This window comes from uncultured Aggregatibacter sp., from assembly GCF_938046485.1.
GTDB lineage: Bacteria > Pseudomonadota > Gammaproteobacteria > Enterobacterales > Pasteurellaceae > Aggregatibacter.
This window is the reverse complement of the sequence record NZ_CALIWN010000017.1, coordinates 1-17757: the sequence shown is the minus strand read 5'-3', so window position 1 is coordinate 17757 and position 17757 is coordinate 1. Positions and strand designations below refer to the sequence as shown.

General features: G+C 44.8%; 20 protein-coding genes and 1 riboswitch. Of the genes, 12 read left to right on the top strand and 8 right to left on the bottom strand.

All coding sequences use genetic code 11. The features are described from left to right. Window positions 1–191 precede the first annotated feature (191 nt). From trpS to rpe, 3 genes are all read right to left on the bottom strand, one after another. Window positions 192–1196, bottom strand: a complete 1005-nt coding sequence (gene trpS / locus Q0203_RS02010; RefSeq protein ID WP_297929138.1) for a tryptophan--tRNA ligase — start codon at window positions 1194–1196, stop codon at window positions 192–194. Window positions 1197–1317: 121 nt separating this feature from the next. Beyond that, entirely contained in the window at window positions 1318–1992 is a 675-nt protein-coding gene (locus Q0203_RS02005) for a phosphoglycolate phosphatase (protein ID WP_297929134.1), read from the bottom strand. Between the two features lie 2 nt (window positions 1993–1994). Next, a complete protein-coding gene (gene rpe, locus Q0203_RS02000) occupies window positions 1995–2669 on the bottom strand; it encodes a ribulose-phosphate 3-epimerase (RefSeq protein WP_006719863.1) in 675 nt (224 codons plus the stop codon). 154 nt (window positions 2670–2823) lie between these two features. On the opposite strand from rpe, the gene ftsB reads away from it, so the two are divergent. Genes ftsB through nlpD form a run of 8 tightly spaced genes read left to right on the top strand, consistent with a single transcriptional unit; the run spans window position 2824 to window position 8069 of the window. After that, window positions 2824–3102, top strand: a complete 279-nt coding sequence (gene ftsB / locus Q0203_RS01995; RefSeq protein ID WP_032998222.1) for a cell division protein FtsB — start codon at window positions 2824–2826, stop codon at window positions 3100–3102. Continuing rightward, on the top strand, window positions 3102–3797 hold the full coding sequence (gene ispD / locus Q0203_RS01990) for a 2-C-methyl-D-erythritol 4-phosphate cytidylyltransferase (protein WP_297929131.1): 696 nt from the start codon (window positions 3102–3104) through the stop codon (window positions 3795–3797). Before ftsB ends, ispD begins: the two co-directional genes overlap by 1 nt. Continuing rightward, window positions 3794–4273 (top strand): 2-C-methyl-D-erythritol 2,4-cyclodiphosphate synthase, encoded by a 480-nt coding sequence (gene ispF, locus Q0203_RS01985; RefSeq protein ID WP_297929130.1) that lies wholly within the window; start codon window positions 3794–3796, stop codon window positions 4271–4273. The genes ispD and ispF overlap by 4 nt, the downstream gene beginning before the upstream one ends. After that, entirely contained in the window at window positions 4270–5280 is a 1011-nt protein-coding gene (gene truD / locus Q0203_RS01980; protein ID WP_297929128.1) for a tRNA pseudouridine(13) synthase TruD, read from the top strand. Before ispF ends, truD begins: the two co-directional genes overlap by 4 nt. Before the next feature lie 14 nt (window positions 5281–5294). After that, entirely contained in the window at window positions 5295–6035 is a 741-nt protein-coding gene (surE, locus tag Q0203_RS01975) for a 5'/3'-nucleotidase SurE (RefSeq protein WP_021617135.1), read from the top strand. Window positions 6036–6062: 27 nt separating this feature from the next. Beyond that, on the top strand, window positions 6063–6638 hold the full coding sequence (locus Q0203_RS01970; RefSeq protein WP_295975126.1) for a YqaA family protein: 576 nt from the start codon (window positions 6063–6065) through the stop codon (window positions 6636–6638). A gap of 13 nt (window positions 6639–6651) precedes the next feature. Further along, window positions 6652–6849, top strand: coding sequence for a hypothetical protein (locus tag Q0203_RS01965; RefSeq protein ID WP_295975122.1), 198 nt, complete (start codon window positions 6652–6654; stop codon window positions 6847–6849). 11 nt (window positions 6850–6860) lie between these two features. Next, entirely contained in the window at window positions 6861–8069 is a 1209-nt protein-coding gene (gene nlpD, locus Q0203_RS01960) for a murein hydrolase activator NlpD (RefSeq protein ID WP_297929125.1), read from the top strand. 150 nt (window positions 8070–8219) lie between these two features. Here the strand turns inward: nlpD and Q0203_RS01955 are convergent, their stop codons facing one another. The 3 genes from Q0203_RS01955 to nadR all read right to left on the bottom strand — a co-directional run bounded on the left by Q0203_RS01955 (window position 8220) and on the right by nadR (window position 11518). After that, window positions 8220–9449: an aromatic amino acid transporter gene (locus Q0203_RS01955; protein WP_297929123.1), complete on the bottom strand. Its 1230-nt coding sequence runs from the start codon at window positions 9447–9449 to the stop codon at window positions 8220–8222. A 101-nt stretch (window positions 9450–9550) separates the two neighbouring features. After that, window positions 9551–10234: a metallophosphoesterase gene (locus tag Q0203_RS01950; protein WP_297929121.1), complete on the bottom strand. Its 684-nt coding sequence runs from the start codon at window positions 10232–10234 to the stop codon at window positions 9551–9553. Window positions 10235–10246: 12 nt separating this feature from the next. Next, complete coding sequence (nadR, locus tag Q0203_RS01945) at window positions 10247–11518, bottom strand: multifunctional transcriptional regulator/nicotinamide-nucleotide adenylyltransferase/ribosylnicotinamide kinase NadR (RefSeq protein ID WP_297929119.1); 1272 nt, start codon at window positions 11516–11518, stop codon at window positions 10247–10249. Window positions 11519–11749: 231 nt separating this feature from the next. Next, window positions 11750–11896, top strand: a riboswitch (FMN riboswitch). A gap of 106 nt (window positions 11897–12002) precedes the next feature. Between nadR and ribB the strand changes: the two genes are divergently transcribed. Further along, a complete protein-coding gene (ribB, locus tag Q0203_RS01940) occupies window positions 12003–12644 on the top strand; it encodes a 3,4-dihydroxy-2-butanone-4-phosphate synthase (RefSeq protein ID WP_297929117.1) in 642 nt (213 codons plus the stop codon). Window positions 12645–12878: 234 nt separating this feature from the next. Here the strand turns inward: ribB and Q0203_RS01935 are convergent, their stop codons facing one another. Further along, window positions 12879–13382: a surface-adhesin E family protein gene (locus tag Q0203_RS01935; protein ID WP_209364231.1), complete on the bottom strand. Its 504-nt coding sequence runs from the start codon at window positions 13380–13382 to the stop codon at window positions 12879–12881. A gap of 183 nt (window positions 13383–13565) precedes the next feature. Between Q0203_RS01935 and purM the strand changes: the two genes are divergently transcribed. Beyond that, a complete protein-coding gene (purM, locus tag Q0203_RS01930) occupies window positions 13566–14606 on the top strand; it encodes a phosphoribosylformylglycinamidine cyclo-ligase (RefSeq protein WP_209364229.1) in 1041 nt (346 codons plus the stop codon). Then, the gene (purN, locus tag Q0203_RS01925) at window positions 14606–15250 is read left to right on the top strand and encodes a phosphoribosylglycinamide formyltransferase (RefSeq protein WP_297929114.1); all 645 of its coding nucleotides are present in this window, start codon (window positions 14606–14608) and stop codon (window positions 15248–15250) included. The genes purM and purN overlap by 1 nt, the downstream gene beginning before the upstream one ends. 51 nt (window positions 15251–15301) lie before the next feature. Here purN and sodA read toward each other — a convergent pair whose 3' ends face one another. After that, the gene (sodA, locus tag Q0203_RS01920; protein ID WP_297929112.1) at window positions 15302–15946 is read right to left on the bottom strand and encodes a superoxide dismutase [Mn]; all 645 of its coding nucleotides are present in this window, start codon (window positions 15944–15946) and stop codon (window positions 15302–15304) included. A gap of 221 nt (window positions 15947–16167) precedes the next feature. Here sodA and Q0203_RS01915 point away from each other — a divergent pair. Beyond that, a partial coding sequence (locus tag Q0203_RS01915) for a pertactin-like passenger domain-containing protein (protein WP_297929110.1) occupies window positions 16168–17757 on the top strand: 1590 nt, incomplete at its 3' end.

Here is a 17757-nt window from a genome sequence, read left to right as displayed (position 1 = left end):
GCTACGGAAAAACATAATGCATTTTTGAAAGAATTGGGATTACCATTGTTGCCATGATTTGTTAACTATACAAGGATAAAGTGCGGTCAAAATTTACAATGAATTTTCACCTCACTTTTTATTTGCCTCCGGCTTTTGCCTTAAAATAAAAAAGCGGCTTTAACGCCGCTTTGGTTTTTATGTGAAATAGCTTACTTCGCGCCAATAAACCCGATGACATCATACACTTTCGCTAACGTTTCTTGTGCACGTGCTTTGGCTTTTTCCGCACCGTCTTTAGCAATTTGGAGGAGTAATTCCTCGTTATTGCGGAAATGATGGTAGCGTTCTTGCAACGTAGTCAACATGGCAGAAACTTCGTCAGCAACAGCACCTTTCAAGTGACCATACATTTTGCCTTCAAATTCCAGCTCAAGTTCTGCAATGGTTTTGCCGCTCACGCCGGAGAGAATATCGAGCAGATTGGACACGCCCGCTTTATTTTTCACGTCATAACGAATCACCGGCGGCTCATCGGAGTCGGTTACCGCGCGTTTGATTTTCTTCGCAACCGCTTTCGGGTCTTCTAATAAGCCGATAACGTTGTTGCGGTTTTCGTCCGATTTAGACATTTTCTTTTCAGGCTCCAACAAGGACATCACGCGTGCGCCTGCTTTCGGGATAAACACTTCCGGCACGGCAAAGTGCGGTCCGTATAACGCATTAAAACGTTGCGCGATGTCGCGGGTGATTTCCAAATGTTGTTTTTGATCTTCGCCTACCGGCACTTGGTTGGCTTGGTAAAGCAAAATGTCTGCCGCCATTAAGACCGGATAAGTGAACAAGCCGACGTTGATATTTTCCGCATAACGGGCGGATTTATCTTTAAATTGGGTCATGCGACTCATTTCGCCGAAATACGTGTAACAATTTAATACCCAAGCCAACTGTGCGTGTTCCGGCACATGAGATTGAATGAAAATCGTGGATTTTGCCGGGTCGATGCCACAGGCTAAATATAACGCCAATACGTCCAAAGTGGCTTTGCGTAATGCTGCCGGGTCTTGACGCACGGTGATGGCATGTTGATCCACAATACAGAACAAGCATTCGTAGTCATCCTGCATTTTCACCCACTGACGCAACGCACCGAGGTAGTTACCGATAGTCAATTCACCTGATGGCTGTACGCCGCTGAACACAATAGGTTTGCTCATTTTTACATCCTTAATTTTTAAATCTTATTATTGATAGCGCAAGCGTCCACGCTTGTGCTGTAGCCAAAATTAAATAAAGGCACAAACGTGGACGTTTGCGCCATCCATTCAAAAGAATCAATCAAACAAGCGTCAATAAGTCCGCGAAATCCTCAAAAACCCAATCCGGATGGGATTCGGAAATTGGAATATTGTAGTTGTAACCGTAAGTCAACCCCACTACCGGACAGCCAGCATTATGGGCGGCAATAATATCGTTGCGGGAATCGCCGACAAACAGCACTTGTTTTGGGTATAAACCGAATTTGCCGCATAAATAGAATAGCGGGCCCGGGTGCGGTTTGATGGCCGGTAACGATTGTCCGCCCAACACTTCATCGAATAAGTCTTCAATGCCGAAAGCCTTCAACACGGGGCGGGTATGTTGGGTCGGTTTGTTGGTAACCACAGCCAAACGATAGCCTTTGGCTTTAAGTTTCTGCAAAGTCTCTTTCACGTGAGGAAATAAACGGCTGCGATTGCAGATGTTTTCACCGTAAAAGACATTAAAACGTTCCTTTAATGTGGCAATTTGAGCGTCCGTCAAGGTTTTGCCCGATTGTGCCGTTGCCCATTCCAATGCACGGGCAATTAAAATCTGCGCGCCGTTGCCAATCCAAGTGAGCACCAACGCTTCAGGCGCTTGTGGCAAATCGAATTCTGCTAACGCTGAATTCACAGATAATGCCAAATCCGGCAAGCTGTCCACCAAGGTGCCATCCAAATCAAAACCAATTAATTTAAGTTGTCCTGTCATGCTTATTTTCCTACTGCGGCTAACTGCTGACGCATTTCATCAATGACTTTTTTGTAATCCGGTTGATCGAAAATCGCCGAACCGGCAACGAACATATCCGCACCGGCGCGGGCAATTTCTGCAATATTGCTCGCTTTCACGCCGCCATCTACTTCTAAACGAATATCCAATCCGCTCTCATCAATGCGTTTTCTTGCCTGTTTCAGTTTTTCTAAGGTTGCTGGAATGAAAGATTGTCCGCCAAAGCCCGGATTCACCGACATCAATAAAATAATATCCACTTTGTCCATCACATAATCTAAATAGCTTAACGGCGTTGCCGGGTTAAATACTAAACCGGATTTACAACCGTTATCGCGGATAAGTTGCAAAGTGCGATCGATATGTTCAGAGGATTCCGGATGGAAGGTAATGTAGCTAGCACCGGCTTTAGCGAAATCGGGGATAATACGATCCACCGGTTTCACCATCAAATGCACGTCAATCGGTGCAGTAATACCATAATCGCGTAAGGCTTTGCACACGGCAGGCCCGAAAGTTAAGTTCGGGACATAATGGTTATCCATCACATCAAAATGAACGACATCACCACCGCACTTTAAGACATTTTCCACATCTTCACCCAAACGCGCTAAGTCAGCAGAAAGAATGGAAGGAGCAATTAAATAGGGTTTCATGGGCACCTCACAGGCTATTAAAAATTGCCTTATCTTACTACGATACACCTCAATTTTTAAGAAATTATTCGACGCCGGGCGGGCAATATCGCATTTTGGTGCAATTCAAGGTAAACTAAGCGCAATTTTTTTCGATTCGATTTACCGGTTTTTTATGCGCTTATTTCTCTCTTTATTATTCGCGGTTTTAGTGCTGTTCCAATACGATTTTTGGTTCGGCAAAAACGGCTATTGGGATTATAAAAACACCACCAAAGAAATCGCCGTCCATCAACAGGAAAATGAAAAACTTTCCCAACGAAATCAAATCATTGCTGCGGAAATTAAAGACTTAAAAGAAGGGGTGGATGCCATTGAAGAACGCGCCCGTTTACAGCATGAAATGGTGAAACCAAACGAAACTTTCTATCACATCGTCAAAGAACATAAATAATGACCTCAAATCGCAAGATTATCGCCGTTGTGCCGGCGGCCGGCATTGGCAGTCGGATGCAGGCGGACAAACCGAAACAATACCTTCCTATTCACGGACAACCTATTTTGCAGCACACCTTAAACGTGTTGCTTTCTTATCCACACATCAGCCAAATCGTGTTAGCCGTCACTGCTGATGATCCTTACATTGCACAACTTAATCTGGCACAAAACCCAAAAATGACGTTGGTTGAAGGTGGTGAAACCCGTGCGGATTCTGTGTTGAACGGGTTAAAGGCGATACAAAATGCCGACACGGATGTTTGGGTGATGGTACATGATGCGGCACGTCCTTGTTTAACCCACGGCGATTTAGACAAATTACTTGAAATTGAGGATGACAACGGCGCAATTTTAGCCGTTCCGGCGACGGATACCATCAAGCGTGCTCTGCCTTCACAACAAATTGCCCATACCGAAGATCGCAGCCAACTTTGGTTGGCGCAGACGCCACAGTTTTTCCGCGCAGAGTTATTACGAAACGCGTTAATCCACGCACAACAGCAACAACTTTCCGTCACCGACGAAGCCTCTGCCATGGAACTCGCGGGATTTCAACCGCACTTAGTGGCAGGACGTAGCGATAATATTAAAGTCACCCGCCCGGAAGATTTGGCGTTGGCAGAATTTTATTTAATGAGGAAGACAACATGATACGAATCGGCCATGGTTTTGACGTTCACGCTTTCGGCACCGACAATCCGCTTATTATCGGCGGCGTCACCATTCCCTTTGACAAAGGCTTTATCGCCCATTCCGACGGCGATGTGGCGCTTCATGCGCTAACCGATGCCTTACTCGGCGCTGTCGCCTTAGGTGATATCGGCAAGCTGTTCCCCGACACGGATATGCAATACAAAGGTGCAGACAGCCGCGTGTTATTACGGGAAGCATACCGCCAAGTACAGGAAAAAGGCTATATCGTAGGCAACGTGGATGTGACCATCATCGCCCAAGCACCGAAAATGCGCCCGCATATTGATGCTATGCGCACCCTGATCGCACAGGATTTGTCTGTCGACATCGAACAAGTCAACGTCAAAGCCACCACCTCAGAAAAGCTTGGCTTTACCGGTCGCGGTGAAGGCATTGCCTGCGAGGCAGTCGCCTTATTGGTACGCAAACCATGATGGACTTAGCCTATCTGCAAAAAACACCGCCAAAACAGACCGCACTTTTAAAAGCGGAATATGCAGATTTTGTGGTGAAAGAACAGCTCGGCTACGACATGAGTGGCGATGGCGAATTTGTTGTCGTGAAAGTGCGCAAAACCGATTGCAACACCTTGTTTGTAGGCGAACAGCTGGCAAAATTCGCCGGTATTTCTGCGCGCAACATGAGCTACGCCGGACTGAAAGATCGCAAAGCCGTTACCGAGCAATGGTTCAGTCTGCAAATGCCCGGACAACCAACACCGGATTTCAGTCAATTTTCCCTCGAGGGTGTAGAAATTCTCGACGTCACCCGCCACCAACGCAAAATTCGTATCGGCAGCTTACAAGGCAACCATTTTGAGATTTTGCTCCGTAATACTGAAGAAACCGATGAACTCAAAGAGCGGTTAGATTTTCTGGCAAAAAACGGTTTCCCAAATTATTTCACCGAACAACGTTTTGGTCGTGATGGCAATAACTTAACGCAGGCGTTACGCTGGGCAAACGGCGAAATTAACGTCAAAGATCGCAATAAACGTAGCTTCTATCTTTCTGCTGCACGCAGTGAGATTTTCAACCTTATTGTGGCCAAGCGTATTGAACTTGGCTTGGCTCAGCAGGTCTTAAATGGAGATATTTTGCAACTTAACGGTTCGCACAGCTGGTTTGTGGTGGACGAGTCGGAAGATTTGGCGCAGCTGCAACAGCGTTTGGCACAACAAGATGTTTTACTCACTGCACCTCTTATCAGTGAAGAAGAGAAAAGTGCGGTGGATTTTGAAAATGAAATTTTCGCCCAACATCAGGCGTTATTCCCGTTAATGCGTCAAGAACGTATGAAAGCGGCACGCCGCCCAATATTAATGCAACCCCAGCAATTCCAATGGCAATTTGAACCAAACGGCTTGCGCTTGAAATTTTATTTACCGGCGGGCAGTTATGCCACTGCGCTCATTCGCGAACTAGTCAATGTCGAAAATTAAAACACAGGAAGAATATGAATATTTTATTAAGTAACGACGACGGCATTCATGCGCCGGGCATTCGCGCCATGGCAGACGCCTTGCGCAAGATCGCCAACGTCACCATCGTCGCACCTGACAGCAACCGCAGTGCCGCTTCAAGTTCGTTAACCTTAGTGAAACCATTACAACCGCTACATTTGGAAAGTGGCGATTATTGCGTTAACGGTACGCCCGCCGATTGCGTTCACATTGCGCTCAACGGTTTTCTTTCCGGGCGCATCGATTTAGTGGTATCCGGCATTAACGCCGGCGCAAACTTGGGGGACGATGTATTGTATTCCGGTACCGTGGCCGCCGCCTTTGAAGGGCGCCATCTTGGTTTGCCGTCTATTGCGGTGTCCCTTGACGGCCGTCAACATTTTGAAACGGCAGCCCGTGTGGTATGCGAACTCGTCCCTAAATTACATTCTCAATTATTGGGCAAACACGAAATTCTCAACATTAATGTGCCGGATGTGCCTTATGAAGAGCTCAAAGGCATTAAAGTCTGCCATTTGGGTTACCGTTCTGCGTCTGCCGAAGTCATTAAACAACAAAGTCCCCGTGGCGAAGATATTTATTGGATCGGGTTGAGCGGATTACCGGAATATGAGGGCGAAGGCACGGATTTTCATGCAGTAAAAAACGGCTATGTGTCCATCACGCCAATTCAAGTGGACATGACGGCGCACCACTCAATTAAGGCTTTACAACATTGGTTAGAAAGTGAATAATTTCGCCTTTCAGCATAAGGAAAGTAAATGAATTTATTTGGCGCAATGTACGATAAAACCATGGCTTGGTCGAAACACCGTTTCGCCCCATTTTGGTTATCGTTCGTCAGTTTTATCGAAGCAATTTTCTTCCCCATTCCGCCGGATGTCATGCTTATCCCAATGTCCATGTCAAAACCACAAAGTGCGGTGAAATTTGCCTTATTTACGGCGATTGCTTCCGTGTTGGGTGGCATGATCGGCTATGCATTGGGTTATTATGCGTTTGATTTTGTAGAACATTACATTAACCAATGGGGCTATCAGTCGCATTGGCAAACTGCCGTTCAGTGGTTTGAAAAATGGGGCATTTTAGTGGTGTTTGTGGCAGGTTTCTCACCGATTCCTTACAAAGTTTTCACCATCTGTGCCGGCGTGATGCAAATGGCATTTTTACCCTTTGTCATCACCGCATTTATTTCCCGTGCGGCAAGGTTCTTATTGGTCGCCAAATTAGCGGCTTGGGGCGGCGAAAAATTTGCAGCGAAACTGCGCAAATCCATTGAAGTCATCGGTTGGTCGGTGGTGATTTTAGCCGTTGTCGCTTATTTTATTTTACGTTAATCAAGGTTATACAATGAATAAACTGATTTTGTTATTGTCTATGGCACTGACAGCCTGTTCATGGGATGCTGATGAGCCAATTCAAGAAAAGAAAGATAAAGATGCGCTTCCGCCGGGTATCATGCAGCCGGTAGAAGGCACCGGTGCTATCGCAGGCGGTAGTTGGCTGCCGGAAATTCAACAACAACGTATGCCAATCAATATGCAATAAGGAATATTTTTATGAAAAAGTCTTTTTTACTTTTACCTATTACGGTGGCTATTCTTACAGCCTGTAGTTCAGACGCACCGGCACCAGTAGAAAACGCAGATGGCACCTTATCCCCTGGCATCATGCAACCGGTGGACAATCCCTCTATGGGTGGCAATACCAGCTGGGAGCCTCAAATTCAACAAAGTAGCGTTCCGAATAGCATGAACGGTCCAATACCACAAACGCCGGCTCAACCGGCTCAATCTGCTCCACAGCCGAATTTCCAGCCGACGTATCAACCGCAGCCGGCACCAAAACCGCAACCGGCGCCGGCAGTGCAAAATAAACCGCAGCAAACTTCGCAAGATTTTACGATTCCGCGCAATCCGGAAACCAATGCGCCGGATTACAGCCAAATCAATAAAGGTTTCTACAAAGGCGATACTTACACGGTGCGCAAAGGCGATACCATGTTCCTTATCGCTTATATTTCCGGTTTGGATGTGAAAGAATTAGCGGCATTAAACAATTTGTCGGAGCCCTATCAGCTCAACGTGGGTCAAGTGATGAAAATTTCATCCAATCGTCCACAAAATGTAGCGCCTTCCGCAGCAGTCAATACACCTACCGCTGCGCCACAGGTCACTACACCAACCGCGCCTGAAAGCAAACCGGCGGAACCTGTCGTCACTTACACACCGGGTGCCAATGGTACACAATATGGTTCAGACGGCACGATTACCGGACCGGTAAAAGCCACCGTGGGCACTGTGCCGCCGAAAAATGTGCCGCTTATTACACAAAATACACCGGCACAGCCATCTCCTTCATCCCAACCGTCTGTAGACACAGCACCAGCCAATTCCGGTGTCGTATGGAATTGGCCGACAAACGGCAGCATTATTCAAGGTTTCTCCAATGCTGACGGAGGCAACAAAGGGATTGATATTAGCGGTTCTAAAGGTCAAGCGGTTAACGCTGCCGCCAGTGGTCAAGTGGTTTACGCCGGTAATGCGTTGCGTGGTTATGGTAATTTGATCATCATTAAACACAGCGATGACTTTCTCAGTGCCTACGCACACAATGATCGTATTTTGGTCAAAGATCAACAAATGGTCAGTGCGGGTCAACAAATCGCTAAAATGGGGAACACCGGCACAGATGGCGTGAAACTTCACTTTGAGATCCGTTACAAAGGCAAATCCGTCGATCCAACCCGTTATTTGCCACGACGTTAATCGTCACAATTACAGGCTTATTTAAAACACAAGTGCGGTCAAAAAACACATGATTTTTTGCCCGCACTTTTTCTTTGCATAAAACCAAAAAAGGACGGATTCCACCAAACCGCCCTTGTGTTTATATAATTGTATCGCTTGCCTTTATCCTTAGCCAATGACTTGTGGCAAGAAGCCGGCTTGAATCAAGAAAGGAATGGCAATGATAAGAAGTCCGATAATCAGCGCAAACACCAACATTCCATTTCCGCCAGCGACACGGTATGGCAAATTTTTATGTTGTTGTCTCACACGCCATGCCAAACCAATAGGCAAAATGAGGCAATAAAACGCACATAGCAAACCGGCATAACCTAAAGCAGCAATAAATCCGTTCGGGTAGAACAAGGCAAAAGCCAACGGCGGAATGAAGGTTGCCATGGTTAAACTGAGGCGATTTGCCGGAATTTTTGCCCGTTTGAATAAATCATTTAGTCCTTCAAATAAACCAAGTGCGACACCTAAAAAAGACGTAATTAATGCAAGCGAATAAAACACAGGCAAAATGCGACTTAACACATCGCTACCGGTGAGCGTTTTTGTGGCATTAATCAAACCGGTCAATGTTGGATTTTCTTTTAAGATGGTCACAAATTCATTTTGATTGAAAATACCGTGAGTGGCTAATTGCCACAATAAATAAGCCCCTAATGGAATGGCCGTGCCAAGAATAATGGCCGTTCTAAAACGCTTCACATCACCGTCTAAGTAACTGTTGATACTGCCCATCACCACATGGAAGCCGTAAGAGGTAAAAAATACCGGGCCGGCTGACAAAATTAAGGCGTAATCTAACGGCATTTCCATTAAATTCATCGGCACGACTTCCGGTAACATCATGGCAAGCACGAAAATAAACACTAAAATTTTGCCGGAAAATAATAGGCGCGTAATGCCATCAACGCCATTCGTACCAATGACGACAAATGCGCCGAGGATAATGGTAAAAAGCAAAATTGAGGCTTTGAGATGCGTTCCCTCTTCACCCAAAAAATTCGCCGGCAAGGCGCTGGCTAACAGTTCTCCACCACCGGTCATATACGCCGCCGACAAGGCATAAAGCAAGACAAATAAAGACACCGTGGAAATGATACGTCCCGGCATACCAAAATAATTTTCTGCTAACGTAGCGACACCGTCATCTTTGCGTTTGGCGGTTTGATATACCTCCACAAAGAGCAATCCGCTGTAAGCCAGAAGCAACCAAAGCCCGATCAATAAGACTGCAGTAAATCCGAAACCAATACCGGCTGAAGTGAGCGGCATTGCCAACATCCCGGCGCCAATGGCGGTGCCGGCAATAATTAAGGCACTGCCCAGTGTTTTATTTTTTAATAACATAAGATCATCCTAAAAAAATGGAGTCGTATTATCGCATAAAATTCCCCAAGATTAAGGGGATGTATGAAAGTGCGGTGGTATTTTCAGGTGTTTTTGACCGTTTACACTCCTCGGTCATCCACCCCAACATAAAGATAGCGACCGGCTTGATCACACAAACTGCGAAAACCGACATTGATAATTTGGTAATGATGTTTGGATCCTGCGTAATCAAAATTCTCATGGTGGTGGCCATGGTAAATTTGTTGTACGCCCATTTTTTCTGCCAGTTGATTAATCACAGCAAAGCCCGATGGATGCGGTTTCGGTGCTTCGTGGCAAATTAAAATATCCGCTTGTTGCGTTTCCAACACCTCAATATCTGACGGAAAAATTGACGTACGGTGACGTAACGGCACACCGCCTCGCCAGATTCTTTCCTGAGAACAATATTGGCAATAATGGATAGGATCAAAAAACATTGGTTTATTTGGTGGCATCCAAATTTGTCCGCGAAAAACGCCGCCTAAACCGGCAATTCGTTTACCTTGAATGTTCTGCACCCGCCCATGCAAGTTACGCTGTTTCCATTCGGTTCCCCACAACGCTTCAAACGCCTCAACGGTCTTGCTGTCATGATTGCCGTGAATAAACCACAAATCAGCCAGCTTCGCCAGCTTTTCTAATGGCTCCGGCGTAGTGAGTTGTAAATCGCCAAGAATGACCAGCGCCACATCCTGTTGGGTTTTTAGGAACGGATAAAGGTGATCAAAACTGCCATGGGGATCGCCTGCAAATAAAATCATACGTACTCGAATTTAAAAAAGGGAATGCCCATGCTCACTGTTGAGCTCTGGCAGTTCTTCTTCATTGAGAATTTTTTCAACAATCACTTTGACTTGATTATAACGCTCTAAATAACTCGGTGATTCAATTTCAATGTAAGGCACATTGTATTTATCAAGCAATTTTTTTAAGAGTTGTTGGAAACGCTGCCGTTGTTTTTGGCTTCCCAAGCTGCGTAAACCATCGTCCACCCATTGCGTATTGTTGTTGAGCAAAATGGTGACATCGAAAGGATATTCTTTAATCATGGAATCTAAAAACGGATGGGCCTTGCCTTCATATTGAATGCAAAAGGCTTGCGTGGTGATGAAATCCGTATCGATAATGGCGACCTTGTGCGCATGACGCACAGCATAATCAATGTAGCGTTGATGCCCCAGCGCCATTTGCGGGTAATCGGAATATTGCATGGCCTGCTCATTGCCACCCAGTTGTTCAAACACGAATTCACGGCCATACTCCCATGCGGATGTGGTGTTGAATACCGTCGCTAATTTGTTGACCAACACGCTTTTCCCGCTGCTTTCGCCACCTAAAATCGCAATGGTTTTGGCGAAAAATGGACGCACTTCTTTCGGGATAAATTTCCAATAATGGAAAGGGTGATTCCGAATTTTAGTCGCAGAAACATTAAAGAATTCCCGCTTAGGATCCACTAAAGAGACGTCCAGATTTAAATACTTTTCATAAGGCGCTTTATCTTGTACTTCGCTACTGAAGACCACACTTGGCGTAAAGCCCTTGTCTTTGAATAATTCCTTGACCCGACTTGCCCATTCCGGCCAACCGTTCGGGTAGCTGGTGATGCCATCTTCCACCAAATGATGAATAAAAATATGATTTTTCTGATATTTAAAAATTTGTTGCATCCAGCGCAAACGATCTTGCACCGTTGGCATCCGTTTCATTTTGCTATCATAAAATAGCTTTAAATCCCGTTCCGTATCGCTACACACAATCACGTGCACTTCATCCACTTTACTAAAGGCCTCGTAAATCATATTAATGTGGCCGGTATGAACAGGATAAAATTTTCCGAAAATTACTCCGACTTTTTTATTATTCGGCTCATTAATTTGTAGCACACGATGCAACGCGGTTAATTTTGCGGCGCTAGGATTCTTAATTTTTCCACTCACTAATTGATTGAAATAAGCACGAGTGATATTCGCCTGTTGGCATATATCGCTTACTTTCAGGTTAAGCTGTTTACGTTTTTCTTGTAAGTATTGGAAAGTTGACATACTTATTTCCTTATTTAACCTCGTTATTGAGGCAAAAGTGCGGTAATTTTTGGTAACGTTTTATAAAAAGCACAACACACCTTGATGCGCTTTAGTGCTGTCGCATAGCCTGCACTATTTTTGAAAAAAATCGCATAAATGCCCTATTTTTATCTATTATCCGCACTATTTTGTGTAATTCAAGCATAAATAAAAACGTTTTTTATTCACAGCCTTTGCGCTATACTACATCCGCATTCTCAGGGCAGGGCGAAATTCCCTACCGGTGGTAAATATGTTTACACATAAAGCCCACGAGCGTTTGCTTTTTTGGCAAAGTCAGCAGATTTGGTGAAACTCCAAAGCCGACAGTAAAAGTCTGGATGAAAGAGAATTTAGGCAACGTCATGCGTTGTTATCTTTACGGCAATGTATGATTTACACCGGCGATATTCCCTCATCAGCCCTGATTCTGGTATCTCAAGTTTTAACGAAGGAATTTACTATGAATCAGTCATTACTCTCCCAATTCGGCACGCCGGAACAACGTGTTATTTCTGCGATTCAGGCTTTTCAACAAGGCAATGGCGTCTTAGTACTTGACGACGAAGATCGTGAAAATGAAGGCGATCTGATTTTTCCGGCAGAAACCATTACCCCTGAGCAAATGGCGAAATTAATTCGCTACGGAAGTGGTATCGTGTGTTTATGTATCACTGATGAATTATGCCAACAATTGGATCTCCCACCGATGGTGGCCAATAATACCAGCGTGAATAAAACCGCCTTTACGATTTCAATCGAAGCAGCAAAAGGCGTCTCTACCGGTGTTTCTGCCGCCGATCGTGTAACAACCATTAAAACGGCGATTGCTGATGGCGCCAAACCGTCCGATTTACATCGCCCAGGGCATATTTTCCCCTTGCGTGCAGCCAAAGGCGGTGTATTAGAACGTCGTGGTCATACGGAAGCCGCCATTGAATTAGCCCGTTTTGCCGGCTTTAAACCTGCCGGTGTCATTTGCGAAATCACCAATGACGACGGCACCATGGCTCGCGCACCGGAAATCGTCGCCTTTGCCAAACAACATCACTTCCCTGTTGTGACGATTGAAGATTTAGTCGCTTATAAATTACAAGGTGAATAACAATCCGCACGTAAAACGTGCGGTTTTTAGGCTCCCCTTTAGGATCTATACTTCACAAGCCCTAAAGGGGCTTGTGAAAACTGGTAACCGTGTTTATTTTCATATCACTATTTTAGTGAATCGTAGCGTGCAACTTGTTGCACGAAATCATGAATGCCCGAAAGCATTAAATAACGTTCCGTGCGTAATTTGGTCGTGCATCAAAATGCACGCTACAAAATTGCGCAATGAAATTTATTTCCGACGATACATATTGGCGCAGATGACTTCGCCTAAAATATACAACGAAGATTGCGGTTGTAACGTAATCGTGTGCTGAGATTGACGTTTTGGCGCAGTACGAATGCCTTCTCCCCAGAAATCAGCATAAAAATCGCTACGTACATGCGTAAAATGATGATTCTCACAATTTAAGATCTTATATTGACGCATAGATTTGGCATATAACTTAGGATGCTCTTCAAAGACATATAATCCTTTATCTAAATTGATCACCGCATCAAAGTGAATAAGACGTTTATCTTTGTTATCCACCCAAATGGAATCAGTATCAACATAATAAAAAATGCCCGGCATGAGTTGCAAGAAACCGACCTTTGTTTTCTTTGGTGGCGTGATGGAAACCTCTTCCTGCGCTTTTGCCTCATCTTGCTGCGTGGATACCGATTTGTTCGAATGGGAGAAGGAAGTACAAGCTGCCAATAAAAGTGCGGTTAAAATGACGATCGTTTTTTTCATAGCAAACTCCTTTTTTATTTCGAACGGTTCCTATGTGGTTCATTTTGTCATAATTTCCACCTAATAGCTAATTGAAACCTCGCCTTGAGAGAAAAATCCGTTTCACACCTCGCAAACGATTGCGTAAGCGTGTACAATGGCGCCCTCATTCATTTTATTTTCATAAATCAACGGGAAGCCATCGTGAGTACACCATCCTTAAGTTACAAAGATGCCGGCGTAGATATCAATGCCGGTAACGAATTAGTTGAGCGTATTAAACCTGACGTCAAACGCACTACTCGCCCTGAAGTCATCGGCGGCTTGGGCGGATTTGGTGCCTTATGTGCGATTCCGGCGAAATACAAAGAACCGATTTTGGTGTCCGGCACCGATGGCGTTGGCACAAAATTACGTTTAGCCATTGATTTAAATCGTCACGACAGCATTGGTATTGATCTTGTCGCCATGTGCGTAAACGACTTGGTGGTGCAAGGTGCTGAACCGTTATTCTTTTTGGATTATTACGCCACCGGCAAATTAGACGTGGATGTTGCCGCCAGCGTGATTAAAGGCATTGCCAACGGCTGTGAACAATCCGGTTGCGCCTTGGTTGGCGGTGAAACGGCAGAAATGCCGGGGATGTATCACCAAGGTGATTACGACCTCGCCGGTTTCTGCGTGGGCGTGGTGGAAAAATCCGAAATCATTGACGGAAGCCAAGTCAAAGTCGGCGATGCGTTAATCGCCCTAGGATCCAGTGGGCCACATTCCAACGGTTATTCACTCATTCGTAAAGTCATTGATGTTGCCGGTGTAAATCCCGCCGAGGCACAACTCGACGGTCGTTCTTTAGCGGATCACTTGCTGGCGCCAACAAAGATTTATGTGAAATCCATTTTACAACTGATCAAACACGTTGATGTTCACGCCATCGCCCACTTAACCGGTGGCGGTTTCTGGGAAAATATCCCACGCGTCTTGCCTAACAGCGTTAAAGCGGTGATTAACGAGAACAGCTGGCAATGGCCGGCAGCTTTCGATTGGTTGCAACAGCATGGCAACATTACCGACCACGAAATGTACCGCACCTTTAACTGCGGCGTCGGCATGATTGTGGCATTGCCGAAAGAAGATGTAGAAACCGCCCTTGGACTTCTCCAACAGGCAGGTGAGAAAGCTTGGGTCATTGGTGAAATCCAACATCTTGCCCAAGACGATAAAGAACAAGTTGTTATTCGTTAATGAAGAAAATCGTTGTTCTCATTTCCGGTTATGGCGCGAATTTACAGGCGATCATTGATGCTTGCCAGTCGCACTATATCAACGCCGAAATCGTCGGCGTATTCAGCAACAAAGCAGATGCCTTTGGATTGCAACGCGCCCAAAGTGCGGGTATTTTTCACCGCACTTTTTTGCGTCATGATTACGCCGATAACCTCGCCATGGATCGCCATATTGGTGATGAAATCGACAATCTCGGTGCGGATTTAATTGTGCTTGCCGGCTACATGAAAATTCTGAGCGCGGAATTCACCCGACGCTTTGCAGGAAAAATTCTCAACATTCACCCTTCCTTATTGCCAAAATACGCAGGGTTGCATACTTATCAACGCGCCATAGACGCAGGTGAAACGGAACACGGCATGACCATTCATTTTGTGAATGAAAAAGTGGACGGCGGTGCCATTGTATTACAAGCCAAAGTGCCGATTTTCCCCAATGATAACATCATGGATATTGAAGAACGGGTAAAAACACAAGAAATTCGGTTTTATCCCTTAGTGATAAAATGGTTTGTGGACGGGCGTTTAACGCAAAAAGGCGATAGTGCTTATTTAGATGGGAGATTGTTGCCACCGCAAGGTTACGCAGTGGACGAATCTTAAACGTCATCTACACAATTTCTGTGTAGATGACAACATGAGGCTGACTTAAAATTAATGGTGAGCGTCGGCTAATGCTTTTTCAAAGCGTTCGTTCGCAAAATCCCAGTTGATCACATTCCAGAATTCTTTGATGTAGTCCGGACGGCGGTTTTGGAATTTCAAATAGTAGGCATGTTCCCAAACGTCTAAACCGAAGATTGGTGTGCCTGAACAACCGGCAAATTCTTTCCCCATAATTGGGTTGTCTTGGTTTGCTGTAGAGACCACCGCAAGTTTGCCGTTTTCTAACACTAACCATGCCCAACCGGAACCAAAACGGGTCGCTGCCGCTTTTTCAAATTCCGCTTTGAAGTTTTCAACAGAGCCAAAATCACGTTCAATGGCGTCTTTTAATGCGCCTTGTAACGTAGTGCCTTTTTTCAAACTTTTCCAGAATAAACTGTGATTTAAGTGGCCACCTACGTTGTTGCGTAATGCCGGGCGTTTTTCCGGTGCAACGTCATGTAAGTGTGCCAATAATTTACCCGGGCAACCGCCGGCAAGTTCTTGTAATTCTGGGGAGTTTTCTAACACTGCGTTCGCATTATTGACATACGCTTGGTGGTGTTTGGAGTGGTGGATTTCCATGGTTTGCGCATCGAAATGAGGTTCTAATGCGTCATAAGCATAACCTAATTCAGGTAAAGTATAAGCCATAATTTTTTCCTTTTGTTAGAGTAAATTCATGTTTAAAAAACGGGAAAATCATAGCATAAAAATTGATTAAGATCATTAAATGCTGCAATCAGAAAATAACTTGTTCTTGAGCTAAAAGGGGCATTTTTAGTAGAATTTGCCGACAAATTAAACGTGATATTTTTAGCGCTGAGAGTCATAAAATACACGTGTCTCTTGATTAATCACGAAAAGGAACGAAGATGAAAAACACGCCAAAAACACACCGCACTTTTCAGTTAAGTCTGGTGGCTGCAGCATTAAGTTTAGCCCACTCGGCATGGGCGGTGAACCTCACTTGCAATACGCCAACCGGTTGTGTATATACCCATGGACCTAACAACGAATGGGACATCAACAAAGCACCGACGGCATACAAAAATGCGCTAAATATCACCGTTGAAGCAGGAAACTACCAAAACAAAGCAAAAACAGAAAATGGCGCTGATCGCTCCCTAGGTCAACCTAGTCAATTAACGGATTTTTTGTTTAGTGTTTTTGATACAACAGCACAAGGGAATGTTATCACCTTAAAATCGGGCGTTAAAGCAACACTCAAAGAGGATTATGCGTCTAGCCAATTACTTGGTGCAGATGGCACAACAGCAAATTTAGAAAAAGGTGTCAAACTCATTGTTGACCAAAACTTCTCTCAAATTCACAAGATCCCTGATGCTTACGGTGACTTTGACGGCAATGCTGCAATTCGCTCCTATCATTCAACCATCAATACACAAGCAGATATTGAGCTCAATAATGACGGCTCAAATGCAATTGAATCGAGACAAGCATCGATCATTAATTCTTCGAATCATCAAATCACGATGAATGGTAAAGACAACACAGCGTATGCGCTTAACGAAAAAGACATTGTGAACATTGAGAACGTTACCGTTAACGGCAATCAGGATTTGCAATCTGTTTTTGATATCGACACTGATTTCCCTGACACGCAAAGTGTTAACGCTAAAAAGTTAAACGCCTCGTTAAACGATAAAAGTACTTTCATGGAAATCGATGAAGGTGGTTCACCAACGGTTAACTTAACGGATTCTCACATTAAAGCCGGTTATGGATTGATTTTGGGGACATTAGGTCAAGAACGCACAATCACTCTGAACTTACATAACACCGAATTAAATGCCACTAAAGCGCTTGTTTCCATCAATGACCCGAATTTCCCATTTGAGGAAGACGAGGAAGACATTGCCAATAAAGCTACGTTCCATATACAACTTCTTGCTGATAACAACGCCAAACTGAGTGGCGCAATTATTGAAAACCCACAAAAACCGGCAAACACTGAAGTCAACGTCACATTAGCCAACAGCCAATGGCGTTTTAATCAATCAAGTATTCTTCATCATTTGAATACGCAGAATTCAACGGTCAAATTTGAACCGACATCGGAATATAAAACGTTAACGATTAAAGGAGATCTCACTGGCTCCACTACCTTTGATCTCAACACCAATATCGCTGAAAACAAAGCCGATAAAATCATCGTGAAAGGAAACGCGGAAGGTGATCATAACCTAAATGTGACAGATCACGGCGCGCATGTGGCAAACGGTAAAGTGACCTTAGTTGAAACCAATCGCGGCAATGCAAAATTTCGCTTAGCGAATGCCAATGGTTATGTGGCGCTCGGTGCTTATAAATATTTCTTAACGCCTGAAGGAAAAAATTGGGTGTTAGCGCACTCACAAAACGTTGTCACACCGCAGCCACAAGCTCAACAGCCACAGCCACAGCCACAGCCACAGCCACAGCCACAGCCACAGCCACAGCCA